This window comes from Neisseria cinerea, from assembly GCF_900475315.1.
In the GTDB taxonomy this organism is placed as follows: domain Bacteria; phylum Pseudomonadota; class Gammaproteobacteria; order Burkholderiales; family Neisseriaceae; genus Neisseria; species Neisseria cinerea.
This window is the reverse complement of sequence record NZ_LS483369.1, coordinates 670,656-696,818: the sequence shown is the minus strand read 5'-3', so window position 1 is coordinate 696,818 and position 26,163 is coordinate 670,656. Positions and strand designations below refer to the sequence as shown.

Sequence of the window (26,163 nt, the reverse complement as noted above, 5' to 3'; positions counted from 1 at the left end):
TATTCAAATGCCGTCTGAAAGCATGATTTTTCAGACGGCACGGTGTATTGCACTTTTCAGGCGCCTGCTCCCTGTTTCGGATGCAGGCTGCCGTCTTTCATGACCATGACGCGCTCGAAGCGGCCGGCGAGTTCGTCGTCGTGTGTAACGACAACCAAACCTGTTTTCAATTCTGTTTTCAGTTCCAGCATCATATCCAAAACATTCCTGGCGTTCGCACGGTCGAGATTGCCGGTCGGTTCGTCGGCAAGCAGGCATTTGGGTTGGGTAACCAGGGCGCGTGCAATGGCGGCACGCTGCCGCTCACCGCCTGAAAGTTCGCCCGCGCGGTGCGCCGAACGGTGCTTCAGTCCGACCTTCTCGAGCATCGACATCGCCGCCTCCGCAGCTTCTTCACGGTTTTTTTTGCCAATCAGCAAAGGCATCATCACATTTTCCAGTGCAGAAAACTCCGGCAGAAGGTGGTGGAACTGATACACAAACCCAAGGTAACGGTTGCGTAAGTTGCCCAGTTGCCGCTGGCTTAATGTACGCAAATCCTCATTCATCAGCAGCACCCTGCCTTCAGACGGCATATCCAGACCGCCCAAAATATGCAGCAGGGTCGATTTGCCACTGCCCGAAGAACCGATGATTCCGGTACTTTCCCCGGCATGTATTTCCAAATCCAGACCGCGCAGCACCTGAACATCCAAACTGCCGTCACGGTAGCGTTTGCCCACGCCTTCGCATTTCAAAATCAAATCACTCATAACGCAATGCCTCCGCTGGTTGGGTTTTAGATGCACGACGGCTAGGGTACAGCGTCGCTACGAAAGACAAACCCAGGGAAATGCAGGCAATCAGAGCGACATCGCCCATATCGACATCGCTGGGCAGGTAGTCGATAAAATAAATCTGAGAATTGATGAGGTGGACACCGAACAAACGTTCAAAAAATGCAACAATCCTTCCCACATTCCAGCCCAACAACACGCCGCAGACTACTCCTATCAGCGTACCGAAAAATCCGGAAAATGCGCCCTGAACCATAAAAATCTTCATTACGCCCGAGGGTGAAAGACCCAAAGTGCGCAAAATGGCGATGTCCGCCTGCTTCTCCGTAACCGCCATCACCAACGAAGAGACAAGGTTAAACGCCGCTACGGCGATAATCAGCGTCAGGATGATAAACATCATCCGTTTTTCCAACTCGACCGCCTCAAAATAGCTTCGGTTGCTAAACGTCCAATCACGTACCCAGACCGTGTCCCTTTGAGCCTCCGGAATCAGCTTTGCCGTCAATGCGGGGGCATTTTGCGGGTCGGCGAGTTTCAGCCGCAACCCTGCAACCTCCTTATCCAAACGGTACAGTACGCGCGCATCTTGGATATGCGTCATCGCCAATGAATTGTCAACCTCGTAAACACCTGTTTTAACCAGCCCGACCACGTTAAACTGTTTCAACCTCGGTACGACTCCGGCGGGCGTAACATTGCCCTCCGGTGTAATGACGGTCACTTTATTGCCGACTTCGACACCCAGTGCCTCAGCCAAACCGACACCGAGGATAATGTCAAACTGACCCGGAATCAGATCTTCGAATTTGCCTGAAGGCATCTTGTCGCCGTATTCGACGACTTTGCGCTCTTCAGACGGCAGAATCCCTCGTATCTGAACGCCCCTGACTTCCCCCGCATTGGCCAGCAGCGCCTGATCAGAAACATAGGGGGCAGTCGCCAAGATGCCTTTCTGATTTTCAGTAAACTTGCGCAGATTGCGCCAATCCGTATCCGTATTGTCGATATAGCCGATTTCGGCGTGCGGAGCGACATTCAGGAGCTGCCCGCGTATTTCTTTCTGAAAGCCGTTCATGACCGACAGGACAACAATCAACGCGGTTACGCCCAAGGCGATTCCGGCAATCGAAACCATCGTGATAAACGACATAAAGCCGTTGCGCTTTTTCGCCCTGAGATACCTCAAGCCTATCCAAGCCTCTAAAGAAAACATGACTGCTACCTTAAAATGTCTGCAAATGAAAGTTTATTGTACCGTAAAACCCCGGCAGCGTCCGAATGTCAGCTTGTGAAAACGAAAGTGCGGTCTTTGGCAAATTCTGTAAAACCGTGCAGAACACTTGCACAATGCTTAGAACTGCCCTATCCTTTCCTTGAAACAAACCCTTTTCTTGAAGGAAAACAATGAATATCAGGAAAATCTCCGCTTTGGCTGCTATCAGCGTGTTTGCCGCTACAACAGCCTATGCCAAAGAAATCAAAATTGATGCCAACAATACGTCTTATTCCGAAGCAGACGTGCAAAAGCTGGCAGCAACTGCCGTGGGCATGGGGGTTAAAGAACCCGTCAGCTTAAACGGCGGCAGCGGCAGCATTACCGTTTCCGGCAGCAGCGCGACACAGTGCTCCTTTAAGGTTGGCAACGGCGGTGCCTTGCAGATCCAAGGGGTGAGCTGCAAATAAACCGAGCCGATAAAAATGCCGTCTGAAAGTTCAGACGGCATTTTTCATTTGTACCGGTTACAACTCGCCTTCTTTAATCAGCCGCCGTTCGTACACCGCCTGCGCCAGCGTACCCGCATCGACATATTCCAATTCGCCGCCCAAAGGAATACCTTGGGACAACCTGCTGATTTTATAAGGTAGCTTTTTGAAAAACTCCGACAATACAAATGCCGTGGCATTACCTTCCGCGGTAAAGGCTGTCGCAATAATGATTTCTTCGATTTCTTCTTTTTTCAGCCGTTCGGCGAGTTTATCCAATGCGATGGCCGATACGTCCATGCCCAGTGCCGTATTGATTTGCCCCATCAAAACAAAGTAAAGCCCGTCATGACAGTTTGCCGCTTCCATATTGGATACGTCGGCAGGCATATGCACAATCATCAGCTTCCGCACGTCGCGTGATGGGTCTGCACAGATACTGCATAATCCGCCTTCGCAAAATGTATTGCACATCGAGCAATGGTCAACCTGCCTTAATGCCGTCTGTAAGGCGTCTACCAGTTCTTCAGCCTCCTTACGCTTGTGCTGAAGCAGGTGATATGCTATCCGTTGTGCCGATTTCGGCCCGACGTTGGGCAAAACTTTAAGCGCACCGATCAGCCTTTGGAAGGCATCTTGCTTTTTAGGATTCATCATACCTCGACACATGGGAAAACGGTCGGAATATTCCGACCGTTATATCGAATATAGAAAACCGGAAATTACTGCCCGTCATTTCCGCCAACAGACTGGGCACCTTTGGTCTGTTTGATTTTGCCGTTGAAATAACGTATCAGCAAGTCGAAGGTATTGGCCGACTGCTGCTGCGCCAACGCCTGTTTTGCAGAAGGCAGCCTGTTGGCGATATCATCCGGCGGTGTTACAGCCTGTACTTCGACAATCACGGGAGCCGGCAGGCCGGTAAGTCTGACATAGGCTGGTTTACCGTTTGCCGGTTTTGCTTTCAGCAGTTCCGTATAAGATTCGGGCGGCATGGACTGCCTTGCCTGCTGCGCCCCCAATACGGATACTTCAGACCATTTTACATCGGCGGCCTTACCACCGTTCAGCTGGGCGAGTACTTCTTTTGCCCTTTCTTCGGCAAGTTTGACGGCTTCGGTACGGATATAAGCCTGACGCACCGCGTCTTTAGCTTCTTCAAACGGTAAGGTTTTTTCTTCGCGTACTTCTTTAGCGCGGACGACCCATGCGGTTTCATTATTGATAGACAATACTTCGGAATTGTGTTTTTTCTTCAATACGTCATCACTGAATATGGCGCTGATTACATTTTCGGGCAGTCCGGACATTTGGGCATCCTGCCTGCTTAACCATGTTTCTTGGGTTTCTACTTTCAAACCGCTGTTTTTGGCTGCATCGGCAAGCGAAGAAGGATGATTGAAAGCATCATCGCCCAGTTTTTCTTTCGCCTTATTGAAGTCGGCAACCGCTTTTTTCATTTTCAACTCATTCTCGACAGCGGCTTTTTCCTTTTCGAAAGAAGGTTTTTCCCCTTCTGCGGGCAGACGTGCCATACGTTCTTCATACGCATTTTTCACTTCTGTTTCGCTGACGGTCTGTTTGTCTGCAAAGTCTTTCAGATTCAATGCGACATATTCCAATTTGACCGCTTGGGGAAGCAGGTAGTCTTTTTTGTTTGCATTATAAAATTTCTGTAAATCCGCATCGGCTGCTTTTACTTGTCCGATGAATTCGTCGGGGTTAAAAGTATGCGAACGGATGGTACGGTTGACCTGGGTCAGTTTGACCAGTTGCTCCGCCTGGGCATCGCTGACCAAGACACCGTTTTGAACAAGGTTTACCAAATTCTGCAATGCGAATTGGTCACGGATTTCCTCGACGAACTGGTCTTCCGACATATGGCGTTGCGAAAGGTACTGGCTCAAAAGGGCATAGCTGAATTTCCCGCCTGCATCGTGAAAATTAGGATCGTCTACAATAATCTGTTTGATTTGTTCCTGGGAAACGGAAATACCCATCAGTTTTGCACCTTGTTTCAGATAGGCGCGTTGCAGCAGGGATTGGAATACGGCATCGCGTGACGGGCTGCCGCCGTCCGCCTGTTCGTTTTGCATGGCGGTATTAATCGAATGATCGCTGATCTTTTCGTCCCCGACTTGGACGATGTAATCGGAACCGGGGTGCGAAACCGTGCTGACGCCGAAGCCGACAAACGTTAATGCAATCAGGCCTAATAAGACTTGGGCGGGTGTTCTGTATTTTTCGATGGAATGGAACATATTTTCAGATCGGAATATGGAATGAGGTTGGGAAATATAGATTCCGTATTGTAACGGTTTTTATACGCGTCTGCACGAAGGCTTAATTAACGTTTGAATATCTCTCGATAAGATTCATCGCTGAAGCCGATATGAACCTTTCCGCCGTATTCCAGTACGGGACGTTTGATAAGGCTTGGCATTTCGGACATTATCCTGACCGCACCTTCCTTTGAGGACAGGGCTTCCTCCTGCATCAGTGCATCAAGTTTGCGCCATGTGGTTCCCCGTTTGTTGAGCAGTATCTCCAAAGGTACCTGCTCCAGCCACAGGCAGATTTCCGCTTCGGAAGGCGCCTGTTTTTTAAAATCCCGAAATTCAAATTCCATACCATATTCGGCAAGCCGGCTTTTGGCTTTTTTGACCGTATCGCAATTTGGGATGCCGTGAAGGACTATCATTTGGAAACCTTTTGCCTGAAATAATAAAACGGATATTTTACTATAAGTGTCTGAAAATTTGCCCGTCTGTTTCAGACGGCAAGGGGATTATGTTACAATCTGAAAATTCAACAAATTTAATCTATTGTTCAATATAAGGTTTTACCAATAATGATTTCTACCAACGGCATTACCATGCAGTTCGGCGCGAAGCCTCTGTTTGAAAACGTATCCGTAAAATTCGGCGAAGGCAACCGCTACGGCTTGATCGGCGCGAACGGTTCGGGCAAATCCACCTTCATGAAAATCCTCGGCGGCGATTTGGAACAGACCGCCGGTGAAGTCGCAATTGAAAACGGCGTGCGTTTGGGTAAATTGCGCCAAGACCAGTTTGCCTACGAAGACATGCGCGTACTGGACGTGGTGATGATGGGCCATACCGAAATGTGGGCGGCGATGACCGAGCGTGATGCGATTTACGCCAATCCCGAAGCCACCGAAGACGACTACATGAAAGCCGCCGAACTGGAAGCCAAGTTCGCCGAATACGACGGCTACACCGCCGAAGCGCGCGCCGCCGAACTGTTGAGCGGCGTGGGCATTTCCGAAGATTTGCACAATGCAACCATGGCAGAAGTTGCCCCGGGCTTCAAACTGCGCGTATTGCTGGCACAAGCCCTGTTCTCCAAACCAGACGTATTGCTCTTGGACGAACCGACCAATAACTTGGACATCAATACCATCCGCTGGTTGGAAGGCGTGTTGAACCAATACGACTCCACCATGATTATTATTTCGCATGACCGTCACTTTTTGAACGAAGTCTGCACCCACATGGCGGATTTGGACTACAACACCATCACCATCTATCCGGGCAACTACGACGACTACATGCTCGCTTCCGCCCAATCGCGTGAGCGTGCCCTGAAAGACAATGCTAAAGCCAAAGAAAAACTGCAAGAGCTGCAAGAGTTCGTCGCACGCTTCTCTGCCAACAAATCCAAAGCCCGTCAGGCAACCAGCCGTCTGAAACAGGCAGACAAAATCAAATCGGAGATGGTCGAAGTCAAACCCTCTACCCGTCAAAACCCGTATATCCGTTTTGAAGCCGACGAAAAAGCCAAATTGCATCGTCAGGCTGTGGAAGTTGAAAAACTGGCCAAACGTTTTGAAACCCAGTTGTTTAAAAACCTGAACTTCATCCTTGAAGCAGGCCAGCGCCTCGCCATCATCGGCCCGAACGGCGCAGGTAAATCTACCTTGCTGAAACTCTTGGCCGGCGCGTACAACCCCGAATATTCAGACGGCCTGTTGCCGGACGAAGGCACCATCAAATGGGCGGAAAAAGCCAGCGTCGGCTACTACCCGCAAGACCATGAAAACGACTTCGACGTCGATATGGACCTGAGCGAATGGATGCGCCAATGGGGGCAGGAAGGCGATGACGAACAAGTCATCCGCGGCACTTTGGGCCGCTTGCTCTTCGGCAGCAACGATGTCGTGAAAAAAGTGAAGGTTCTCTCCGGTGGCGAAAAAGGCCGTATGCTTTACGGCAAACTGTTGCTGTTGAAACCCAATGTCTTGGTCATGGATGAACCGACCAACCACATGGATATGGAAAGTATCGAATCCTTGAACATGGCGCTGGAAAAATACAACGGCACGCTAATTTTCGTATCGCACGACCGTCAGTTCGTATCTTCATTGGCTACCCAAATTATCGAATTGGATGGCAAAGGCCGTTACGAACACTACTTGGGCGATTACGAAAGTTACTTGGAGAAAAAAGGCGTAGCATAAACGCACAAAATACCCTCCGGTTGAAACAATGCCGTCTGAAGCCTCTTCAGACGGCATTATTGATAACTTTAAAATAGGAAGCTTATGCAGACTTACCTCGTCGGCGGCGCCGTCCGCGATTATCTTTTGGGCTTGCCCGTCAAAGACCGCGATTGGGTGGTCGTCGGCGCAGACGCGCGAACCATGCTGGTGCAAGGCTTCCAGCCGGTCGGCAAAGATTTTCCCGTATTCCTTCATCCCAAAACCCACGAAGAATACGCCCTCGCCCGTACCGAGCGCAAAACCGCCAAGGGCTATGCCGGTTTCAGTTTCCACGCCGACAAAGGCGTTACGCTGGAGCAGGACTTGATGCGCCGCGACCTGACCATCAACGCAATGGCGCAGGATTCAGACGGCCTCATCATCGACCCTTTCGGCGGACAACAGGATTTAAAGGCAGGCATTTTGCGCCACGTCTCCCCCGCCTTTGACGAAGACCCCGTCCGCATCCTGCGCACTGCCCGCTTTGCCGCGCGCTACGGATTTGAAATCGCCGAAGAAACCATGAAGCTGATGCGGAAAATGGTGGAAAACGGCGAAGCGGACGCTTTAGTTGCCGAACGCGTCTGGCAGGAATTAGCGAAAGGCTTGATGGAGAAAAATCCCAGTAGGATGATTGAAGTGTTGCGCGAATGCGGCGCGCTCAAAGTCTTGCTGCCCGAAGTCGATGCCCTCTTCGGCGTGCCGCAACGCGCCGACTACCATCCCGAAATCGACAGCGGCATCCATACCCTGATGACGCTACAACGTGCTGCCGATATGGGTTTGAGCCTGCCCGAACGCTATGCCGCCCTGCTGCACGATTTGGGCAAAGCCAAAACACCGTCCGACATCCTGCCGCGCCACCACGGACACGACCTCGCCGGCGTCGAACCCGTACGTGAAGTCAACCAGCGGCTGCGTGCGCCGAAACATTGCGCCGAGCTTGCCGAACTGGTCTGCCGTTGGCACATTATTTTCCACCAAGTCGGACAGCTTAAAAGCCAAACCATTCTGAACGTTTTGAAAAAAACCGACGCTTTCAGACGACCCGAACGCTTCTCCGCCGCCTTAACTGTCTGCATTGCCGACACGCAAGGCCGTCTGAACCGCGAACACACGCCCTACCCGCAACGCGCGCACTGGCTCTCCCTGCTCAAAGCCGCCAATCAGACGGATTCGGGCAAAATCGCCGCCGAATGCCGCGCGCAGGGAAAAGCGCACCTTATCGCCGAAGAAATCGATCGGGCGCGACTGACAGAAATTACCCCATTGCAAAAAGCGTTTCGGACGGAGCAAGAAAAGCCAGAAAAACATTAAAACGTACAATATGGCTACTTTGAGAATTTTGAGGACGATACCCAATCCAAGCTTTGCAACAGCCGCCGCCATATCCGCTATAATTCACTCTTCAGCCATTCCGTTCCCAATATAAAATCATGACCCTACAAACCGATTTATTATCTAAAATCAACAACGAAGATTACCAACGCCTCATTCTCAAACACAGCTCGGAATTTAGCGATGGCGAAATCCGCCTATTGAACGAAATCCTCGAAAAATTCACCTTCGACGTCGTTCAAGCGCAGGCATTGGCTCAGGCGGTAATGCAGCAAGTCCGCTTCGACCCCAACGCCTATCACATCGACAGCGACGACGAAGACACCACAGGCATCTGCCCCCACTGCATCAACCCACCCATGCCGCCCCTGCGCGATTACCTCGTTTGGCGCGAAACACGCGGCTGACCCTTTTTCAAAAAGGCCGTCTGAAACCAGCAAACTGCTTTTCAGACGGCTCCGAACCCACCGGAAAACCCATGCTGCAAACCGACAACCTAACCGCTGCCCAGCCCCAGCGCATCATTACCGCCCAAAGCATCTCCTCGCAAGAAGAGCTGCTCGAACGCGCCCTGCGTCCTAAAACGCTGGACGACTATATCGGGCAAGATAAAGCCAAAGAACAGCTCGCCATCTTCATCCAAGCCGCCAAAAAACGCGGCGAAGCCCTAGACCACACCCTGCTCTTCGGTCCGCCCGGACTGGGCAAAACCACACTGGCGCACATCATCGCCAAAGAGCTGGGCGTCAACCTGCGACAAACCAGCGGCCCCGTCCTCGAACGCGCCGGCGACCTTGCCGCCCTTCTGACCAACCTCGAGCCGCACGACGTATTGTTCATCGATGAAATACACCGCCTCAGCCCTGTTGTCGAAGAAATCCTCTACCCCGCGCTTGAAGACTACCAGCTCGATATCATGATAGGCGAAGGCCCTGCCGCGCGTTCCGTCAAAATCGACCTTCCACCCTTCACGCTCGTCGGTGCAACCACCCGCGCAGGTATGCTGACCAACCCTCTGCGCGACCGTTTCGGCATCGTTGCCCGCTTGGAGTTTTATCAAAATCAAGATCTTGCCACCATCGTTAGCCGTTCCGCACAATTACTGCAACTCGACATGGGTGAAGAAGGCGCGATGGAAGTTGCCAAACGCAGCCGCGGCACGCCCCGCATCGCCAACCGCCTGCTGCGCCGCGTCCGCGATTTTGCCGATGTGAAAAACAACGGCGTCATCGATGCCACCGTCGCCGATGCCGCTTTAAGCATGCTGGATGTGGACGCACAAGGTTTGGATGTTATGGACAGAAAATTCCTCGAAGCCATCCTGCATAAATTCAGCGGCGGCCCGGTTGGTCTTGACAACGTTGCTGCCGCCATCGGCGAATCTACGGACACCATCGAAGACGTTATCGAACCTTACCTTATCCAACAAGGCTTCCTGCAACGCACCCCGCGCGGCAGAATGGCTACCGAACGCGCCTATCTTCATTTCGGACTGGCGGTCGAAAAATAACGCAATGCCGTCTGAAACAGAGTTAAGTTTCAGACGGCATTTCTATTTCAATCATTGCGCAAGATTCAATTTGCCGCTTTTGCCAATTCAACCCTCATAGCATCAATCACTGCTTTATAGTCCGGCTTGCCAAAAATGGCGGAACCAGCCACAAAAGTATCTGCGCCCGCCGCCGCAACGGCGGCAATATTGTCGGTTTTGATGCCGCCGTCCACTTCAATGGCGATGTGCCGCCCGCTTTGTGCTTCGTACCGATCCAGCATCGCCCGCACTTGACGGATTTTTTCAAGGGTGTGCGGGATGAAGCTTTGTCCGCCGAATCCGGGGTTGACCGACATCAGCAATACCATGTCCAGCCTGTCCAGTACGTTTTCCAACAGATACACGGGCGTTGCCGGATTCAACACCAGCCCGGCCTGACAGCCCATATCACGAATCAGGCTCAAACTTCGGTCGATATGCCGGCTTGCCTCAGGGTGGAAAGTAATGATTGATGCCCCTGCTTTGGCAAACGATTGGATCAGGTCATCCACGGGTTCGACCATCAAATGCACATCAATCGGCACACACGCATACGGTTTTAATGCCGCGCAAACCATAGGGCCGAAGGTCAGATTCGGTACATAATGGTTGTCCATCACGTCAAAATGAATCAAATCCGCACCTGCCGAAATAACATTCGCAACCTCTTCCCCGAGGCGTGCAAAATCAGCCGACAAAATACTGGGTGCGATACGGTAAGTAGTCATGTTTTTTCCTTCACTATCCTTTTAGGGGTTTATTCCGCCGTTATGGATGCCTGAAAACATGCCGCAGACGGCATTATTAACAAAAGTTAACCGCGATAATACCATCTTTCACACGTCAATCTAGTATATTTCCTAAAATTTCCAACAAGAGAAAAAGCCGTGCCACTGCCTGATACCAGCCGTTTTGTCAAACCCGTTGCCTCTTTTCTAGGGATAGCCTTGCTTTCCTGCCAGATTTCCCATGCTGCACCGTCCTATATTTCTCTGAACGATTTTCAACCGAACTGCGATATACGCCGGCTCGGACTCACTCCGGAACAGCACAATGAATTGCGTAAAATCCGTGCCGCCTTCAAGCTTGCAAATGACAAAGCACGCATAAAAAGAACCCGCTCAGAACTCAGCCGCCGCCAAGTCATTGTCGGAATCATCTCTTCGTATTCGTTTAATCGGGGAGACGCACGCGATTATGTCGAAAACCGCTATTTGTCCAGCATGGATTTTGCGGTGGACGAATTGGAAATCCAACACCGCTTCTTCCATATCCTGACACCGCAACAACAGCAGCTGTGGCTGTCCTCCTGTCTCAAATAATTCCTAAAAACTTACAGCACCCGTTGTTCCGGCAGTCTGCCCGCCCAGTCGCATGCAAACTGCCAGGCAGAACGTCCCGAACGGTTGCCCCTCATCTGCGCCCACTGCAATGCCGCAATCCTTACGGTTTCATCATATGGCACACCAAAATCTTCCAGCCAATTTTGCACTGCCGCCAGATAATCGTTTTGATCGAACGGATAAAAACTGAGCCACAACCCGAAACGGTCCGATAGGGATACTTTTTCTTCTACCGCTTCTTTCTGATGGATTTCCCCCCGCATCCCCGTCGTACCGGCATTCTCGTCCAAGTACTCCGGCATCAGATGCCGTCTGTTGGAGGTCGCATAAACTAAGACGTTGGCGCAACGCTGCGACAAACCACCGTCTAACGCAGTTTTCAATGCCTTATATGTTTCATCACCGCTTTCAAACGACAAATCATCGCAAAATACGATAAACTTTTCCGGACGCTCTTTTAAAAGCGTCAACAGGTAAGGCAGGCTGACCAAATCGCTTTTATCGACCTCGATCAGGCGCAACCCCTTATCCGCGTATTCGTGCAGCAATGCTTTGACGAGTGATGACTTGCCTGTTCCTCGTGCACCGCTCATCAATACGTTGTTTGCAGGTCTGCCGGCAATGAATTGTTCGGTATTGCGTACCAGCAAATTGGTCTGCGGGCCGACTCCCGCCAGCCTTGCCAAGGGGAAAACATGAGGGGCGGGCAAGTGCTCCAAAACCCCTTTTTTACCCGCACTCTGCCAACGGAATGCCAACGCGTTCCAATCCGTACGTTCGGATTCCGGCGGAAGTACGGCATCCAAACGCCGTAAAACGGAATAGGCTTTGTCAAGAAATTCGTTTAATTCCATACCTGCCTCATTTTTCAGCATATCTTTGTGCCATCAGGCGTTCGACCGTGTCGACGGTTGCCTGTGTGTTCGGATCGATTTCAATATTGACTTGGTCGCCGGTTTGCCTGTTGCCGAAAAGCGTCCGCTCCAAGGTTTCCGGAATCAGATGTACGCAAAAACGCGTCTTTCCAACTTCTCCGACGGTCAGGCTACAACCGTCCAAACCGACAAATCCTTTGGTCAGGATATAAGGACTGAGTGCGGTCGGGAGCTCGAACCAAACCGTACGGTTAAACCCGTCCTGTTCGATTTCGACAATACGCACGGTTGTCATGATATGCCCACTCATAAGGTGTCCGCCAATTTCGTCGCCGAAACGCGCCGCCCGCTCAATGTTGACGCAATCGCCTTCTTTCAGTAGTCCCAAATTGGTTTTTACCAATGTCTCCGCCATTAAATCAAAGCTGACGCGGTTTCCTTCTATTTCGGTAATGGTCAGGCAGCAGCCGTTATTGGCAACCGATGCGCCGCGCTGCAGGTTTTCTGCCGCCTCTTGCGGAAGCTCGACAATATAAGTGTGAAATGCCGACGACGGACGGTGGACTTTTATCAGTTTGCCCAAGCCTTGAACAATGCCGGTAAACATATTCCGATTTTCCTATATCAATTCCAAGGGCTGAAATTGTAACACTTCCCCAAACAAAATGCCGTCTGAAAGAATTTCAGACGGCATCGATTTCTTATTTGCCCTAAGCCATGGCACATACCCAGTCGGGTAGTACGGTTTTGCCTTTGCTTAATGCGGCCAGGCGTTGCTTACCATATTTTTCAAACAGTAGCTCTACTCCGCTTTGCAGACGCAAAACCAAGCCGGTGGGCGTATCCAATTTGATAAAGTCGATACCCCGCCCTATCAGCTTCTCGATTACGGAATGAAAATCAGATTTTTCCTGCCGGTTTAAAAACCACGTATTCAGGCTCAACCACCTCCCTCCCTGCAAACCTAATTCAGAATCGAAGTCTGCGCGTATCTGTACCAAACGGTCGTCGGAGAAATGCAGTTCGATGTTGCCGTAGAGCCAAATGTTCCAGCCTTTTTTTACCAGCAGCCCTTCGGGTACACACTCAGGGGCGGGAAACATTTGCAATATCATTTCCGCAGTCTGCCCGATTTCCAGATAATCAAACCGTCCGGCAGACAAGAAATCGTACATATCGATGGAAATTGGAAAATGGTAACGCATGACAAAACCACATAAAATCGATTTATGCGATTATTTCATGTTTTTGTAAGAATATAAATAAGAATTACTATTATTTACTGAGGATGCAAATCCGTATGCGTGTTCAAATCGATGAAATGCTCGTTGACTTCAAATTTCACCGAACGCGCCCTTTGTTGCTGCAACCAGCTTCTAAGCGTCTTCATCCCTGAAAATAAATAAGGAATCGCGCTTTGAAGAATCTGCGGGCGGATGTACATGATGTTGTAGTGCATGGTTACCGGTGTTTCCACATAAAATGCATTACATAACGGCGTACGCTTTGATACGGTTTCAAACCTTGCCACCAAATCATCCGGAAGATACGGCATGTCGCACGGCACAACCAGAAGCCAGTCGGCCGTTGCCAGCTGTAAATCGTTCGCGGCAGTACACAAAGCCGAAAGTGGGCCGAAATGTTGCCACTGCCGTGCGTCCGGAAAAATATGCGGGCTTCTTCGAGCATATTCTTCCAAATTCCGGTTGGTACTGATAGCAATATGGCTGACCTGGGGCCTGATTTTGTCGATGACATGGTCAATCAACGCTTTGCCATCCAAAAGTACGAGCCCTTTGTCTTCTCCCCCCATGCGGCTTGCCTGACCGCCTGCCAATATCAGTGCAAAAGTTTTTACCAAGGGCGTCCTTTTGGAAAAATTGAAGGTTTTCATGATTACAGCTTGTTGTTCCCAATATTTTTAGAATAAGTCTGATATAGACATTTAATAAATTCATATTATTTGAATTTTATCATAACCTGATTTAACACTGGAAGCGATGACGATTAAGTTTTTCTTAACCAATTCTTTCTGAGCAGTTGTCTCTAATCCGAAAGAATGATATTGTTGACATTATTTTAAAATAATTTTCTCAAAGCATGATACTGTCATCCCGATTTTCAGACGGCATCAGCCTTTCCCTACGCCTGAAACTTCTGACCGGTTTATGGGTCGGATTGGCGGCATTGTCCGTCGTGTTAACGTTGATGCTCTCTTTACGCCTGGAAAATGCCGCCTCAGTCATTGAAGAAGCCGGAAACTTGAGGATGCAGGCATACCGTCTGGCCTACATGGCCGGCGAAGGATCTCCCCGCTCCCAAATAGACAATCAGGTTGCCGAATTTGAAAAAAGCCTGAAGCGTATTTCGCAAAGCGATGCAATCCATCCGCTGATTCCTTCGGACACCCCTCTTGCTTATGATTTGATACAATCCATGCTGATTATAGATTGGCAGGCACACATCCTCCCCCCGCTTCAGTCCTACCGGCGTCCGACTCAGGTCGATCTCTACCGCTTTGCCGGAAACATCGAATTGTTTTTGCAGGCATTGGAAAATGCCAATGAAAAAAACACATGGTGGCTCAGGCGTTTTCAATGGGCAATTATGTTGATGACGCTGGTGTCGTCTGTGCTGATGCTGTTTTGGCACCAGATTTGGGTTATTCGGCCGCTGCAGGCATTAAGGGAAGGTGCGGAACGCATCGGACGTAGGTGTTTCGATATTCCCGTTCCCGAAGGCGGTACGCCGGAATTCAAACAGGTCGGGCGTTGTTTCAATCAAATGGGCGGCAAGTTGAAAATTTTATATGATGATTTGGAAGGACAAGTCGCCGAGCAGACACGCAGCCTCGAAAAACAAAATCAAAACCTGACCCTGCTGTACCAAACTACGCGGGACCTGCACCAATCCTACATACCGCAACAGGCTGCAGAACATTTTCTAAACCGTATCCTGCCCGCCGTAGAAGCAGATTCAGGCAGAGTCTGTTTGGACGGCGGATCCGATGTTTATGTTTCCATTCATCATGCGGATTGCGGCACAGCAGCTTCGGATTTGGGGAAGTACCATGAGGAAACCTTCCCCATTGAGTACCAGAACGAAACATTGGGCAGGCTGTTGCTCAGCTTTCCAAACGGCATTTCTCTTGATGAAGACGACCGCATCCTGCTTCAAACATTAGGCAGGCAATTGGGCGTATCGCTCGCCGGGGCGAAGCAGGAAGAAGAAAAACGCCTGCTTGCGGTATTGCAGGAACGCAACCTGATTGCGCAAGGATTACATGACAGCATCGCACAAGCATTAACGTTCCTAAACCTGCAGGTACAAATGTTGGAGAGTGCCTTTGCCGAAGGAAAAAAAGAAGAAGCTGCGGAAAACATCAGCTTTATCAAAACAGGCGTACAAGAATGTTATGAAGACGTCCGCGAACTGCTGCTCAACTTCCGTACCAAAATCAGTAATAAAGAATTTCCCGAAGCCGTTGCCGACCTATTCGCCCGCTTTACACAACAAACCGGGATAACGGTTGAAACCACCTGGGAAAACAGTTCGTTCCTGCCTCCTCAGGAAGAGCAGCTCCAAATGATTTTTATCCTGCAAGAAAGCCTTTCCAATATCCGAAAACACGCCCGTGCCACCCATGTCAAATTCAGGCTGGTCAAACAGGATGGAAGTTTTACAATGACCATTCAAGACAACGGACAGGGTTTCGACACGGAAAACATTGGAGAACCTTCTGGCAGCCATGTCGGACTACATATCATGCAGGAGCGTGCCAAACGTATCCGCGCCGTATTGAAAATCTATTCCCAACCCCAACAAGGAACCACCGTCTCATTGACGGGTGCATCTGAAGAAAGCTTGAAATGACCATTAAAATTATTCTGATAGACGACCATACCCTTTTCCGCAGCGGCATCAAGGCACTTTTGTTGCGCCAACATGATTTTGAGGTCATCGGCGAAGCTTCCGACGGACTTTCCGGCATTAAAATGATCAGCCAGCTTCAACCCGATGTCGTCCTGCTTGACCTTGATATGCCCGGTATGAACGGACGCGAAGCACTCTCCCAAATCATCAGCATCAATCCGCAACAGGCAGTGATTATGCTGACTGTTTCCGAAGACAGCGACGATCTTACCGAATGTATGCGTATCGGTGCCCGCGGCTATCTGTTGAAAAATATCAACGCCGATTTCTTGCTTGAAAGCATACGCAAAGCTGCCGACGGCGATAATGTATTCTCTCCCGAGATGACTGCCAAACTCGTCCGCAGCCTGATTTCCCCCCAACCCGCACAAGGAACTCAGACACTTTCCTCCCTTACCCCCCGAGAGATGGAAATTCTAGGTTACCTTGCCGCAGGACACAGCAATAAAATCATTGCACGCCACCTCAACCTTGCTGAATCCACCGTTAAAGTTCACGTTCAAAACCTGCTCCGCAAACTCAACCTCAGCAGCCGGGTTCAAGCCGCCGTTTATGCTATCCATCATAATGTCCCCCAGCCTGTATTGGAGTAATACGGGTTCAGACGGCATATATTAGGCCCGTACGGTCATTCGGATAACAGACCAAGCATGTAAGCTTATGCCCCCGTAAGCATACTTGCCACAGCAGTAATATGTTCGGTTTAGTGTTTTCTACTTGCTCCTATCTGATACTGCAATATCAACTATGCCGTCTGAAAACGTATCATCATGATATTTTCAGACGGCATAATAAAAATGCCGTCTAAACCCATGTTTGAGACGGCATTTCGCTATAGAAGCAATCAGGCAACCTGGGTTTGATGTTCATCCCCATGACGCTCGCGAATCAAGCCCAAACGGTAAACTGTTTCACCTTGCTCACCCAAGAGGCTCTCAACCGCATCAGCATCTTCGGCAGCAACAATAACGACCATGCCGATACCGCAGTTAAAGGTTCGGTACATTTCTTGAGTTTCCACATTGCCCGCCTTTTGAAGCCATTGGAAGAGTTTAGGCAATTCCCACGATTTGGCATCAATTTGGGCAACCGTGTTTTCAGGCAACACGCGCGGTACGTTTTCAGTAATACCGCCGCCGGTAATGTGTGCCATGCCTTTAATGGTAAATTTTTCCAAAGCGGCAAGAATCGGTTTCACATACAGACGGGTTGGTGCGATAACTGCCTCCCTCAAGCTTTTCCCATTATCAAAATCAGCATCCAAATCAGGATTTTCCCGCTCGATAATTTTACGGATGAGCGAATAGCCATTTGAATGTGCACCGTTGGAAGCCAAACCCAATACCACATCGCCTACACCGATGCTGCGGCCGGTAATGATATTTTCTTTTTCCACCACGCCGACGGCAAAACCCGCCAAGTCGTATTCACCAACGGGATACATGCCCGGCATTTCAGCAGTTTCCCCGCCAATCAGGGCGCAGCCGGATTCTTCGCAACCTTGTGCAATGCCTTTGATGACATCGGTCGCGCGCGGAACATCCAATTTACCGCAGGCAAAATAATCCAAGAAAAACAGAGGTTCTGCTCCTTGAACCAAAATATCGTTAACACTCATAGCGACAAGGTCAATGCCGACCGTATCATGCTTATCCCAATCAAAAGCAAGCTTGAGCTTGGTTCCTACTCCATCCGTACCGCTGACCAATACGGGATTTTTATATTTCTTGCCAATTTCGACCAATGCGCCAAAACCGCCCAAATCCCCCAATACTTCCGGACGCATGGTGCGTTTGGCAAACGGTTTGATGTTTTCGACCAGTTGGTCGCCTGCGTCGATATCGACACCTGCATCGCGGTAACTAAATGAAGTACTCATCATTTTTCCTTGGTAAATGGTGATTAGACGGTAAGATAACAAAGTGTATTTTACCTTATTTCTTCCTGACAGGTTCAGATTTTTGGTCAGAATTGTAAACAATATGTTTGGTATCTTATTATCAGCTCAAGGCTGCCTTAACTTACGCGTTACTATTATTTCTACCTTGAACTTACAACAATCTTAACAGTAAAAATATATGATGTGGATCATTCTATTCAATAAAACAGTGAGTTAAATTTATCCGGCAGCTTTCCCATATTCGATTCCCCCAATTTTCTTTCAGACGGAATAATTAGCCCAACTTCTTACAATTGACGAGAATCAAAAACTTTTTTGCCCTCTTTAGGCAGTTTTCTCAGAGAGTTGTATAAAATCCCTTATAGTCCGAATTAAGATAATAATAAAATACGACTAAATATAAAAAAAGGGTGGCGATTCTGCCACCCTTTTTCATTCTGACTGCTTATACTTAACGTTTGAAATATGCAACCAAACCTAGTATCACCACTGATAGCCGACAGATGTGGAAGCACCAAAATGACCGCGTGAATTACCGGATGCCGTACCTTTGATAATCCAATTTCCATTATCAGAAATACTGGAGTAACCAATGGCATAACCGGCTTCACCGCGATACACACCACCACCGATTGCCAGCAGGCTCTTGCCTGGTAAATAAGCCTGAACCAAACCTGCGGCTGCAATCGCTTGGGCAACACCTCCGCGAAGATTTTTATCTGCCATATCAATCTTATTGTCCAGCGAACCTATACGGTTGTTAATATCTGATGCCACACTGTGCAACTGGCTGCCGTTGATTGCATCGGTAGAAGTTGATGAAATTTCACCTGGTGCTACGCCTGTAATCTTAGTTGGTGCGCCTGTCGCTGTACCAACATTGATATTTCCACCATTGTTAGTAATCTTAGGACCATTATCACCGAATTGAACACTGTCAAAGGTTACATTAGAAGCAGTTGCGTAAGTCACTTTACCGTTAGACTCTTGTTTCACGGTCATATTTTTACCTGCAACCATTTCAACTTTTTTGCCTGGATTGATCATTTCTGGAGTACCTGAAATTTTCTCACCGCCATTTGCTGAAGTGGCTAATGTAAAGCCTGACTTGTTAATTGCATCCGCAACACCTTGAGCAGTTGCAATTTGGTTACCAGCGTTATTGATATTAGCCTGTGCAGCATCAACCTTATCTTGAGCAGCCTTCTTCGCTTCAGGCGTGGTTGCATCTGCTAATGCTTTTTTAGCATCATCTAAGGCTTTCTGCATTTCAGGCGTAACTGGACCTGAAACAGAACCATCTTTATTACTTGTAACAGTGCCTGTATCAACATCAAACTTCACGTTACTTGTTGTGCCGTTTGACGTGGTTTCAACGACAGCTTTAGTGCCTTTACCATCTACAAAGTTTACGGTGTCATAAGGTTTTACAAAATCCTTCGCTTCACCATTATTTTGTAAATTCCAACCTGCATTCAACACATCAGATACGGTCGCTGCATTATTGCCTGCATTTTTTGCAATATCCGCTGCTTTTGCCGCATCAATTGGAGCAGATTTATTGTCTTTACCGGCAATCGGATTGCCCGCAACATCTTTGGCATTCTTATCTGCGTCATTTACGGACGGAAGATTAGATTTCATATTACCTAATGTCGTTGGTGCACCAATTTCATTCGGTTTTGCCGCTGGATTAACCATGTTAGTGGTTAAGTTCTCAGGTGCAACTTCCGTTGTTGTAGGATTACCATCCTTATCAACAGTAAAGTATTTATCACCAACTTTAGTCACTGGCGTGCCATTCTTATCAGTATATTGAACTGGTAAGCCTGTTACATCCACTTTTACTGTCGTGGTAGTTACTTTATTGCCATCTTTATCAACAGATTCTTTCGTTGCTAACTTCACTTTCGTGTTGTTACCATCTGCAAAACGAAGTTCATCATCAGGATTCACTTTTTCATCTTCATCTTTGAAGTCTGCAGCAGATAATTTTTCTGTTTGCTTACCTACAACAAAACCAGATTTTTGAATCGCTGTTGCAACTTTATTACCTGTTACATAGCCGTCACCCGAATTAGTCGGGGTTGTACCCGCGTCAGGAGTTACTGGATTTGCCTTGGCGTTTGGCTCGCCGGTTTTTGGATCAATATCTGCTGTATTGTAATATTGGTCTCCTACTTTGGTTACCGGAGTATCCGTTCCATTGACTTTAGCCGTAAATTGATTCGGTTTGACTACCTCACCATCTTTAACTGCGATAGTAATTTCACGAACACCGTCTTTAGTTTCACCAGTTACAGAAACTCCAGCCCCAGCCTTGAAATCTACTTTATTAGCATTTTTCACTGTATCTACATAACCATTTTCAGGTGTGCCAACCACCCAACCCATGTTACGTAGATCACCTACTGTAGCAGCTGTGTTATCAGATACATTTGGAGTATCTAAATTAACCAAATCTTTAGCATCTGGCTTCGCATCTCCATATGGTTTCAAGCCAGATGTTACATTCGTAATATTAGCAGGCTCATTCTTATCACCTTTACCTAATTTTAGTCCATCTGCTGTTGGAGCTAAGTTAACTTTATTTCCAGCGCCATCATTTAAATCAAGAGTTTTAAACTCTGGGTTATCTACTGTTTTGAAAGTAAATTTATTTGGCGTGCTGTGATCAATTTCAATGTTTTTACCAGCATCAAACGTAACTTTACCGCTAGGTTTAATGTTATCGTCTTTACCGATTACTTTGCCATCTTTTTCCGCAGATGCTGTCCAGTAAGAGTTATTAATAGCATCTGCTACATTACCTGCAGTGGCTACTTTATCTTTATCTGCATCTGCTACTTTTGGCGCACCATTTTCATTAGTAATATTACCTGCATCTACAGTGATATTACCTTTATCGTCTTTTTTAAGACCTGCGCCAAGTTTTACATCGTATTTCACAGTAGATACTTTATTATCTTTTGTCTCTACTACAGCTGTAGTACCTTCGCCATCAATAAAGTTTACAGTGTCATATGGTTTTACAAAATCCTTCGCTTCACCATTATTTTGTAAATTCCAACCTGCATTTAACACATCACCTACAGTGGCTGCATTATTTGTAATATTCGGCAAGTCTGTTGCAGACGGACCTTCAGAAGATGTAGTTGGTGCAGTTGTATCTTTTTTCGCACCCGGCAAGTTGCCCGCTACATTAGTGATGTTTTGACCACCATTATTTAAACCGTCTTTTGTCAAAGATACATTGTCAGGTTTCTTACCATCTTTTGCTGGTTGTGAAATAGTGATCCCATTCGGAGTAATATTCGTGGTATTACCAGCATCATCTTTTACTTCAACATCACTCAAGCCTTTTAACGACTTCGCCAATTTAACCGTTAAAGTATCGGTTTTATCCCCAATCACACCAATGTTGTTATCGGATAATTTAGATGCATCTGCACCACCAACAACTTTAACCTCAGTACCCAAAGTGCGGTCAAATTTTCCAGCTTCTTTATTATCACCGGAAAATGACAATGGTTTCGTTGTCATACCATTTACAGCCGCATCTAATTGCGATTTATTCACGGCATCCGTACCATCTGTGCCCGGGGCAATATTGGTGATTTTTTTACCACCCAAATCAACACCCTCAGGCTTAAAGGTCATCGTAGTTCCATTTCCACCAATACTTGTAATATCGGTTAGCTCAGGATTTAAAGAATAAGTAAAGTTTTTACCATCTTGTTTTAACTTGATGTTTTTACCAGCTTTAAATGTTACTTTATCACCAGCTTTTACTTGTTCTTCTGTTGTTGTATTGCCGTCAGCAAATTTACCACCATCTTCAGCGCCAGTTACTTTCCAGAAAGCATTATTAATTGCATTAGCTACATCTCCTACGCTGGCGACTTTATTTTCATCACCTTTATTAGGGGCTACCTGACCAGACTTTTTATCACCATCATCTTTGGTTACGGGGGTTATAACACCAGTATTTACTTTAATGCCATCGTCACCAACAGTAATACTATCGTCAGCTGCTTTAACGTCATATTTAATATGGCTTACTTTACCATCAGTATCTGTAGTGACATTAACGCTAGTGCCTTTACCATCAATAAAATCAACAGTGTCATAAGGTTTAACAAAATCACGTGCTACACCTTTTTCTGTTAAATTCCAACCAGCATTCAACACGTCGCCCACAGTTGCCGCATTTGAGGTATTAGGCGCATCAGCTCCCTCTGGTAATGTACCTGAAGTTGTAGGGGCTGTAGAGCCATTTTTTGCACCAGGTAAGTTACCTGCGATATTAGCCAATGCCATAGGGGTTGTAGTGTTATTACCAGCATTATTCATTGAGGCAATTACATCACCGGCTGCTACAGGTTGAACTCCTGTTTTTGGTTGACCTTTATCATCTAAGTCAGTTGTTTTATAGAAGTTATCGCCAACTTTAACCAACTTGTCACCATCTTTATTGGTATACACTACAGGCTCTTGTTTATTTTCAACACGATCCATCAATGCATATAACTGAGAACCATTGATTGCATCTGTAGAAGTTGGGGTAACTGCACCTGCGGCTAAGTTTTTAATTTGGCGCTCTTTACCAGCTTGACCAATACTTACATAGTGACCAGCATCAGCAGGTTTCCCAACAAAACCAGAATAAGTAAAGTTAGGACCAGCAATAGTACGAACTGTTGCATCATTTACAGTTTGAACTGCATGAGATGCACCTGTTGTTCCAACAACTTCTGTTGAGTTAGCACCCAATACAACTGAATTTTCTGTTGTTAATTTAGTAATATTCGCACCCAATGCTACGGAGTTTGCACCGCTTACATTTGAGCTAGTACCCACTGCGATAGCGTTTTCAGCCGTTGCTTGTGTATTTTTACCTTGTGCAATAGATGCCTTACCTGTCGCATTCGCTGTATCACCAAAAGCAAGCGCACTTTCGTCTGTTGCTTTTGCTTGATTACCAATAGCTATCGCATTTGTTGCATTACGTGTAGTAACAGAAGATAAACGCTGAAGATCAGCATCGATACGTTTAATCGCTAAATCCAAACGCTCTACAGCTGCTTTTGCAGCAGATAATTGAAATTTATTTTCCGCGGTAGGCTCAGCCGCTACTGCAGCTGTTTTCTCCAGTAAGCGTTCGTCAGCCTTCACTTTTTCTTCTTTAAGGAATGTTTTTTTCTTATTTAAAGCATCTATGTCTGCTTGAGTATGACCACCTGCAATAGCTGCATGACCAATTGCAATACTGTTATCTTTAATCGCCGCTGAATTGGTACCCATTGCAATAGAATCGTTTCCTAGAGATGTTGTTGATTGTGTACCAATAGCAACACTACTTTTTGAACGCGCGCCAGCCTCAGCGCCAATAGAAACTAAATTTCCTCCAGTTGCTTCAGCTGTCTTATACAGCTTACCGCCATTACCTTTGCCAGCAACCTCGCGATCATATAATAATGATGCAGCTCCAGATAATTGACCAATTGCTACAGAACCAGTTTGATCGGCGAAAGAAATAGCCCCCATAGCAACGCCACCATTTGCAGTGCCACTCACTCGTGAAAATGCCCCGATAGCAACACCGCTATCTTTAACAGCTTCCCATCCCCTGTCAGAGCCAATATCAGAACTGGTCCCTACACCAATAGACACTGACGGGCCAGAAACTTGTGCAGCATAACCAACAGCAGTAGCAAAAGAATCTTGGCCTCCGCCGCCACTTCTAACTCGGTTTCCGATTAACGTATCACCAGCATAACCAGTTGAACTACCGGTCATATCATTACCAATAGCGACAAACTCATCACCAATTGATGACGGAACACTGCCATTACCAATATAAATAACGTTTTTAGGTGTAGCTTCGCCTGTAGTTCGGGCAACAATACTATCTCGATTATTCGTTAAAATTGCAAGATTACCATCTGTTTTGCTTACTGCGGTAATAGGTGAAGATGCAGCCATAGCATCCATTGAAAGAGCTGTCCCTGCAACTAAAGAAAGTGCGGCTAATTTTGAAATTGTTTTTGATTTAGTTTTGCCTTTTGCTGAAGTAAGCTCAGAAACAGCAACCCAAGATTGCGCAGCATGGCTCCATACAACACGGAAGATTTTGTTCATAGATAGGTTCCCTTATCTTAGATTAAATGAATGAAAATACAGGCACGCCCTCTCGGATCAGCCTTACAATTTGATATGTTTTTTATTCCGAATCAGATCCGGATTTACTCGCCGTATCTTTTCAGACGGCAGCTACCCGTAAGCAAGAAGGGGCAACCAAAATTTTTGTAATTCTAATGCTACCTTAAAATGCCACCGATATAAACTTTAATTTAGGAAAATCTCCCCTTGTTTTCATACTATTACATTAGGATTACATTACGATTACATAATGAATTAATTTTTCTTGTCATAAATATTTTTGTAAGTTTGTATAAATACAACATTTATCATTTTTTATGCTGCACATAATATGTTCCATATTACATATCTCCCTCTCCTTCAAGGCAGCCGATATTTACAGTCCTATGTTGCCGTAAACAATTCGGTCTTTTTTGTTTCGGCAAAATTTAGTGTTTTTTGGGCTTGTTTGCCATTGATCGGCATGGTTGAGAACCTTGATGATGTGATTTAAATTGATACAGGCAAACAAAAAGCCACCCACTAAAAAGCAGATGGCCTGTGTTTTATGTCCTAGATTGTCCCAATGTATTATTAAGTGCTTGATTTATTTATTTTTAATGGTGCGGACGGAGAGACTCGAACTCTCACACCTCTCGGCGCCAGAACCTAAATCTGGTGCGTCTACCAATTTCGCCACGTCCGCGTAAGGTTAGGGATTATACAGATTTTGTCCGATTGCGCAAGGCTTTGGGCGCAATAGTTGAGGCTTATGCTTTGCAGCGGTAAAATCCGCTATTCATCCGCCCGGCATCGGAATCCGGCGGTTTTATTTTATTGACGGAATTTGAGTATGCCTGCTGCTTTGATTAAAGATTTTCTGCTGACCCAAGGTTTAAAGCTGCCGCCCGACGAGGTATGGACGGCGTATCTGACCGTAAAGACGGTGATGGATATGGGGATGGCTTCGATAGACCGTTCGGTTTTGTGGCGCAATTATGAAGGTTGGAAACTTGCCGATTATCTTCCGTGCGATGATGGTCGCGAAGACAGCCTGAAACGGCTTTTTATGGCTCTGGATTCGGTATTCTCGCGCTGTGAAGGCGTGCGCGCCGCAGCCGTTTATGCCCTGATGCCGTCTGAAAACGCCGCTTTTCGGCTGGTTTGCATGTCCCAACAGGGAGAAGGTTTGGAAAACATATGGGAGCTGGATGAAAATGTTGCCGATGTTTCGCTCGCCTGCCGTTGCGCGCAAAGCGGTTGGATGAATATTGCTTCGGATGTAGGCCGTTGGCTGGCATTGGGCGAGCTGTCCGGCGAACGCAACCGGCATTCGGAGGCGCAACTTTCCATTCCCATTTGCACGGAGAGCGGAGGCGTACTGGGCGTGGTTCACGTCGAATTTGAAAAAGCCGGTCGTGCGGATGAGGCAGCACAGGCGGAATGGGTCGCTTTGGCTTTGGCGCTGTCCGAACCTTTGAAGCATCTTTTAGGCATCACTGCCGCAGAGGGAGCTGAAAATGTCTGAGTTATTGAGCCATGTTGCCTCCTGCCGTCTACCGACCGAATGGGGCGTATTTACGATGCACGGTTTTGAAGAAGCAAGCGGTCAGGAACACGTCGCGCTGACCGTCGGTGATTTTTCAGACGGCAATCCGGTTCTGACGCGCATCCACTCCGAATGCCTGACGGGCGACGCGTTATTTTCCAGAAAGTGCGACTGCGGGCCGCAACTTGAAGCGGCCATGAGGGCGGTACAGGCAGAGGGGCGCGGCATCATCGTCTATCTGCGTCAGGAAGGACGCGGCATCGGGCTGATTAACAAAATCCGCGCCTATCATCTGCAAGACCAAGGTATGGATACCGTTGAAGCCAATTTGGCACTCGGGCTGCCCGTCGATGCCCGCGATTTCCGTTTGGCGCAATATATCTACGAATATCTGGGCATCCGCTCGGTCAAACTGCTGACCAACAACCCCGAAAAAATCCAAACCCTGAAAGATGCGGGAATTAACGTGGTCGAACGCATCCCCCTGCACGTCGGGGAAAATCTGGAAAACGAGCGTTATCTCCAAACCAAAGCAGACAAGCTGGGACATCTAATGTCGGAATAAGCAA

At 47.6% G+C, this 26,163-nt stretch carries 22 protein-coding genes and 1 tRNA gene; 10 read left to right on the top strand and 13 right to left on the bottom strand.

Annotated elements, in window-relative coordinates; genetic code table 11:
- Positions 1-56: 56 nt before the first annotated feature.
- A complete protein-coding gene (gene lolD / locus DQM57_RS03720) occupies positions 57-752 on the bottom strand; it encodes a lipoprotein-releasing ABC transporter ATP-binding protein LolD (RefSeq protein ID WP_111726937.1) in 696 nt (231 codons plus the stop codon).
- A complete protein-coding gene (locus DQM57_RS03715; RefSeq protein ID WP_108043711.1) occupies positions 745-1,992 on the bottom strand; it encodes a lipoprotein-releasing ABC transporter permease subunit in 1,248 nt (415 codons plus the stop codon). The genes lolD and DQM57_RS03715 overlap by 8 nt, the downstream gene beginning before the upstream one ends.
- Before the next feature lie 191 nt (positions 1,993-2,183).
- Here DQM57_RS03715 and DQM57_RS03705 point away from each other — a divergent pair, with 191 nt between their 5' ends.
- The gene (locus DQM57_RS03705) at positions 2,184-2,462 is read left to right on the top strand and encodes a hypothetical protein (RefSeq protein WP_111726935.1); all 279 of its coding nucleotides are present in this window, start codon (positions 2,184-2,186) and stop codon (positions 2,460-2,462) included.
- Between the two features lie 57 nt (positions 2,463-2,519).
- Here DQM57_RS03705 and recR read toward each other — a convergent pair whose 3' ends face one another.
- The 3 genes from recR to DQM57_RS03690 form a co-directional block, all read right to left on the bottom strand.
- The gene (gene recR, locus DQM57_RS03700) at positions 2,520-3,137 is read right to left on the bottom strand and encodes a recombination mediator RecR (RefSeq protein WP_039854554.1); all 618 of its coding nucleotides are present in this window, start codon (positions 3,135-3,137) and stop codon (positions 2,520-2,522) included.
- A gap of 68 nt (positions 3,138-3,205) precedes the next feature.
- A complete protein-coding gene (locus DQM57_RS03695; protein ID WP_111726933.1) occupies positions 3,206-4,744 on the bottom strand; it encodes a SurA N-terminal domain-containing protein in 1,539 nt (512 codons plus the stop codon).
- An 86-nt stretch (positions 4,745-4,830) separates the two neighbouring features.
- The gene (locus tag DQM57_RS03690; RefSeq protein WP_111726931.1) at positions 4,831-5,184 is read right to left on the bottom strand and encodes an arsenate reductase; all 354 of its coding nucleotides are present in this window, start codon (positions 5,182-5,184) and stop codon (positions 4,831-4,833) included.
- 150 nt (positions 5,185-5,334) lie between these two features.
- On the opposite strand from DQM57_RS03690, the gene DQM57_RS03685 reads away from it, so the two are divergent.
- From DQM57_RS03685 to ruvB, 4 genes are all read left to right on the top strand, one after another.
- Positions 5,335-6,963 carry an ABC-F family ATPase gene (locus DQM57_RS03685; RefSeq protein ID WP_111726929.1) on the top strand — a complete coding sequence of 543 codons (1,629 nt, stop codon included), beginning with the start codon at positions 5,335-5,337 and terminating at the stop codon, positions 6,961-6,963.
- 84 nt (positions 6,964-7,047) lie between these two features.
- Positions 7,048-8,301 (top strand): multifunctional CCA addition/repair protein, encoded by a 1,254-nt coding sequence (locus DQM57_RS03680; protein ID WP_111726927.1) that lies wholly within the window; start codon positions 7,048-7,050, stop codon positions 8,299-8,301.
- A gap of 119 nt (positions 8,302-8,420) precedes the next feature.
- Positions 8,421-8,729 (top strand): hypothetical protein, encoded by a 309-nt coding sequence (locus DQM57_RS03675; protein WP_101122971.1) that lies wholly within the window; start codon positions 8,421-8,423, stop codon positions 8,727-8,729.
- A 71-nt stretch (positions 8,730-8,800) separates the two neighbouring features.
- Positions 8,801-9,832, top strand: a complete 1,032-nt coding sequence (gene ruvB, locus DQM57_RS03670) for a Holliday junction branch migration DNA helicase RuvB (protein WP_111726925.1) — start codon at positions 8,801-8,803, stop codon at positions 9,830-9,832.
- Between the two features lie 65 nt (positions 9,833-9,897).
- On the opposite strand, the gene rpe is transcribed toward ruvB, so the two are convergent.
- Positions 9,898-10,581, bottom strand: coding sequence for a ribulose-phosphate 3-epimerase (gene rpe / locus DQM57_RS03665; RefSeq protein ID WP_003677452.1), 684 nt, complete (start codon positions 10,579-10,581; stop codon positions 9,898-9,900).
- 159 nt (positions 10,582-10,740) lie between these two features.
- Here rpe and DQM57_RS03660 point away from each other — a divergent pair, with 159 nt between their 5' ends.
- Positions 10,741-11,175, top strand: coding sequence for a Spy/CpxP family protein refolding chaperone (locus DQM57_RS03660; protein WP_111726923.1), 435 nt, complete (start codon positions 10,741-10,743; stop codon positions 11,173-11,175).
- Between the two features lie 11 nt (positions 11,176-11,186).
- On the opposite strand, the gene DQM57_RS03655 is transcribed toward DQM57_RS03660, so the two are convergent.
- From DQM57_RS03655 to mobA, 4 genes are all read right to left on the bottom strand, one after another.
- Positions 11,187-12,050 (bottom strand): ATP-binding protein, encoded by an 864-nt coding sequence (locus DQM57_RS03655; protein WP_111727633.1) that lies wholly within the window; start codon positions 12,048-12,050, stop codon positions 11,187-11,189.
- 7 nt (positions 12,051-12,057) lie between these two features.
- Positions 12,058-12,678, bottom strand: coding sequence for a riboflavin synthase subunit alpha (locus tag DQM57_RS03650; protein ID WP_107860076.1), 621 nt, complete (start codon positions 12,676-12,678; stop codon positions 12,058-12,060).
- A gap of 103 nt (positions 12,679-12,781) precedes the next feature.
- On the bottom strand, positions 12,782-13,276 hold the full coding sequence (locus tag DQM57_RS03645; protein ID WP_003677442.1) for a hypothetical protein: 495 nt from the start codon (positions 13,274-13,276) through the stop codon (positions 12,782-12,784).
- Between the two features lie 74 nt (positions 13,277-13,350).
- Positions 13,351-13,965 carry a molybdenum cofactor guanylyltransferase MobA gene (mobA, locus tag DQM57_RS03640; protein WP_108043718.1) on the bottom strand — a complete coding sequence of 205 codons (615 nt, stop codon included), beginning with the start codon at positions 13,963-13,965 and terminating at the stop codon, positions 13,351-13,353.
- 206 nt (positions 13,966-14,171) lie between these two features.
- On the opposite strand from mobA, the gene DQM57_RS03635 reads away from it, so the two are divergent.
- Positions 14,172-15,944, top strand: a complete 1,773-nt coding sequence (locus tag DQM57_RS03635) for a histidine kinase (RefSeq protein ID WP_108043719.1) — start codon at positions 14,172-14,174, stop codon at positions 15,942-15,944.
- Complete coding sequence (locus DQM57_RS03630) at positions 15,941-16,597, top strand: response regulator (RefSeq protein WP_107860080.1); 657 nt, start codon at positions 15,941-15,943, stop codon at positions 16,595-16,597. Before DQM57_RS03635 ends, DQM57_RS03630 begins: the two co-directional genes overlap by 4 nt.
- 251 nt (positions 16,598-16,848) lie before the next feature.
- On the opposite strand, the gene purM is transcribed toward DQM57_RS03630, so the two are convergent.
- The 3 genes from purM to DQM57_RS03615 all read right to left on the bottom strand — a co-directional run bounded on the left by purM (position 16,849) and on the right by DQM57_RS03615 (position 24,751).
- Positions 16,849-17,883, bottom strand: a complete 1,035-nt coding sequence (gene purM / locus DQM57_RS03625) for a phosphoribosylformylglycinamidine cyclo-ligase (protein ID WP_108043720.1) — start codon at positions 17,881-17,883, stop codon at positions 16,849-16,851.
- 504 nt (positions 17,884-18,387) lie between these two features.
- Positions 18,388-24,045 carry a YadA-like family protein gene (locus DQM57_RS03620; RefSeq protein WP_111726921.1) on the bottom strand — a complete coding sequence of 1,886 codons (5,658 nt, stop codon included), beginning with the start codon at positions 24,043-24,045 and terminating at the stop codon, positions 18,388-18,390.
- A gap of 621 nt (positions 24,046-24,666) precedes the next feature.
- Positions 24,667-24,751 (bottom strand) — tRNA-Leu (locus DQM57_RS03615).
- Between the two features lie 147 nt (positions 24,752-24,898).
- Here DQM57_RS03615 and DQM57_RS03610 point away from each other — a divergent pair.
- Together DQM57_RS03610 and ribA are read left to right on the top strand one after the other, a co-directional pair.
- Positions 24,899-25,573: a hypothetical protein gene (locus DQM57_RS03610; protein WP_111726919.1), complete on the top strand. Its 675-nt coding sequence runs from the start codon at positions 24,899-24,901 to the stop codon at positions 25,571-25,573.
- A complete protein-coding gene (ribA, locus tag DQM57_RS03605; RefSeq protein ID WP_107860085.1) occupies positions 25,566-26,159 on the top strand; it encodes a GTP cyclohydrolase II in 594 nt (197 codons plus the stop codon). The genes DQM57_RS03610 and ribA overlap by 8 nt, the downstream gene beginning before the upstream one ends.
- Positions 26,160-26,163 lie beyond the last annotated feature (4 nt).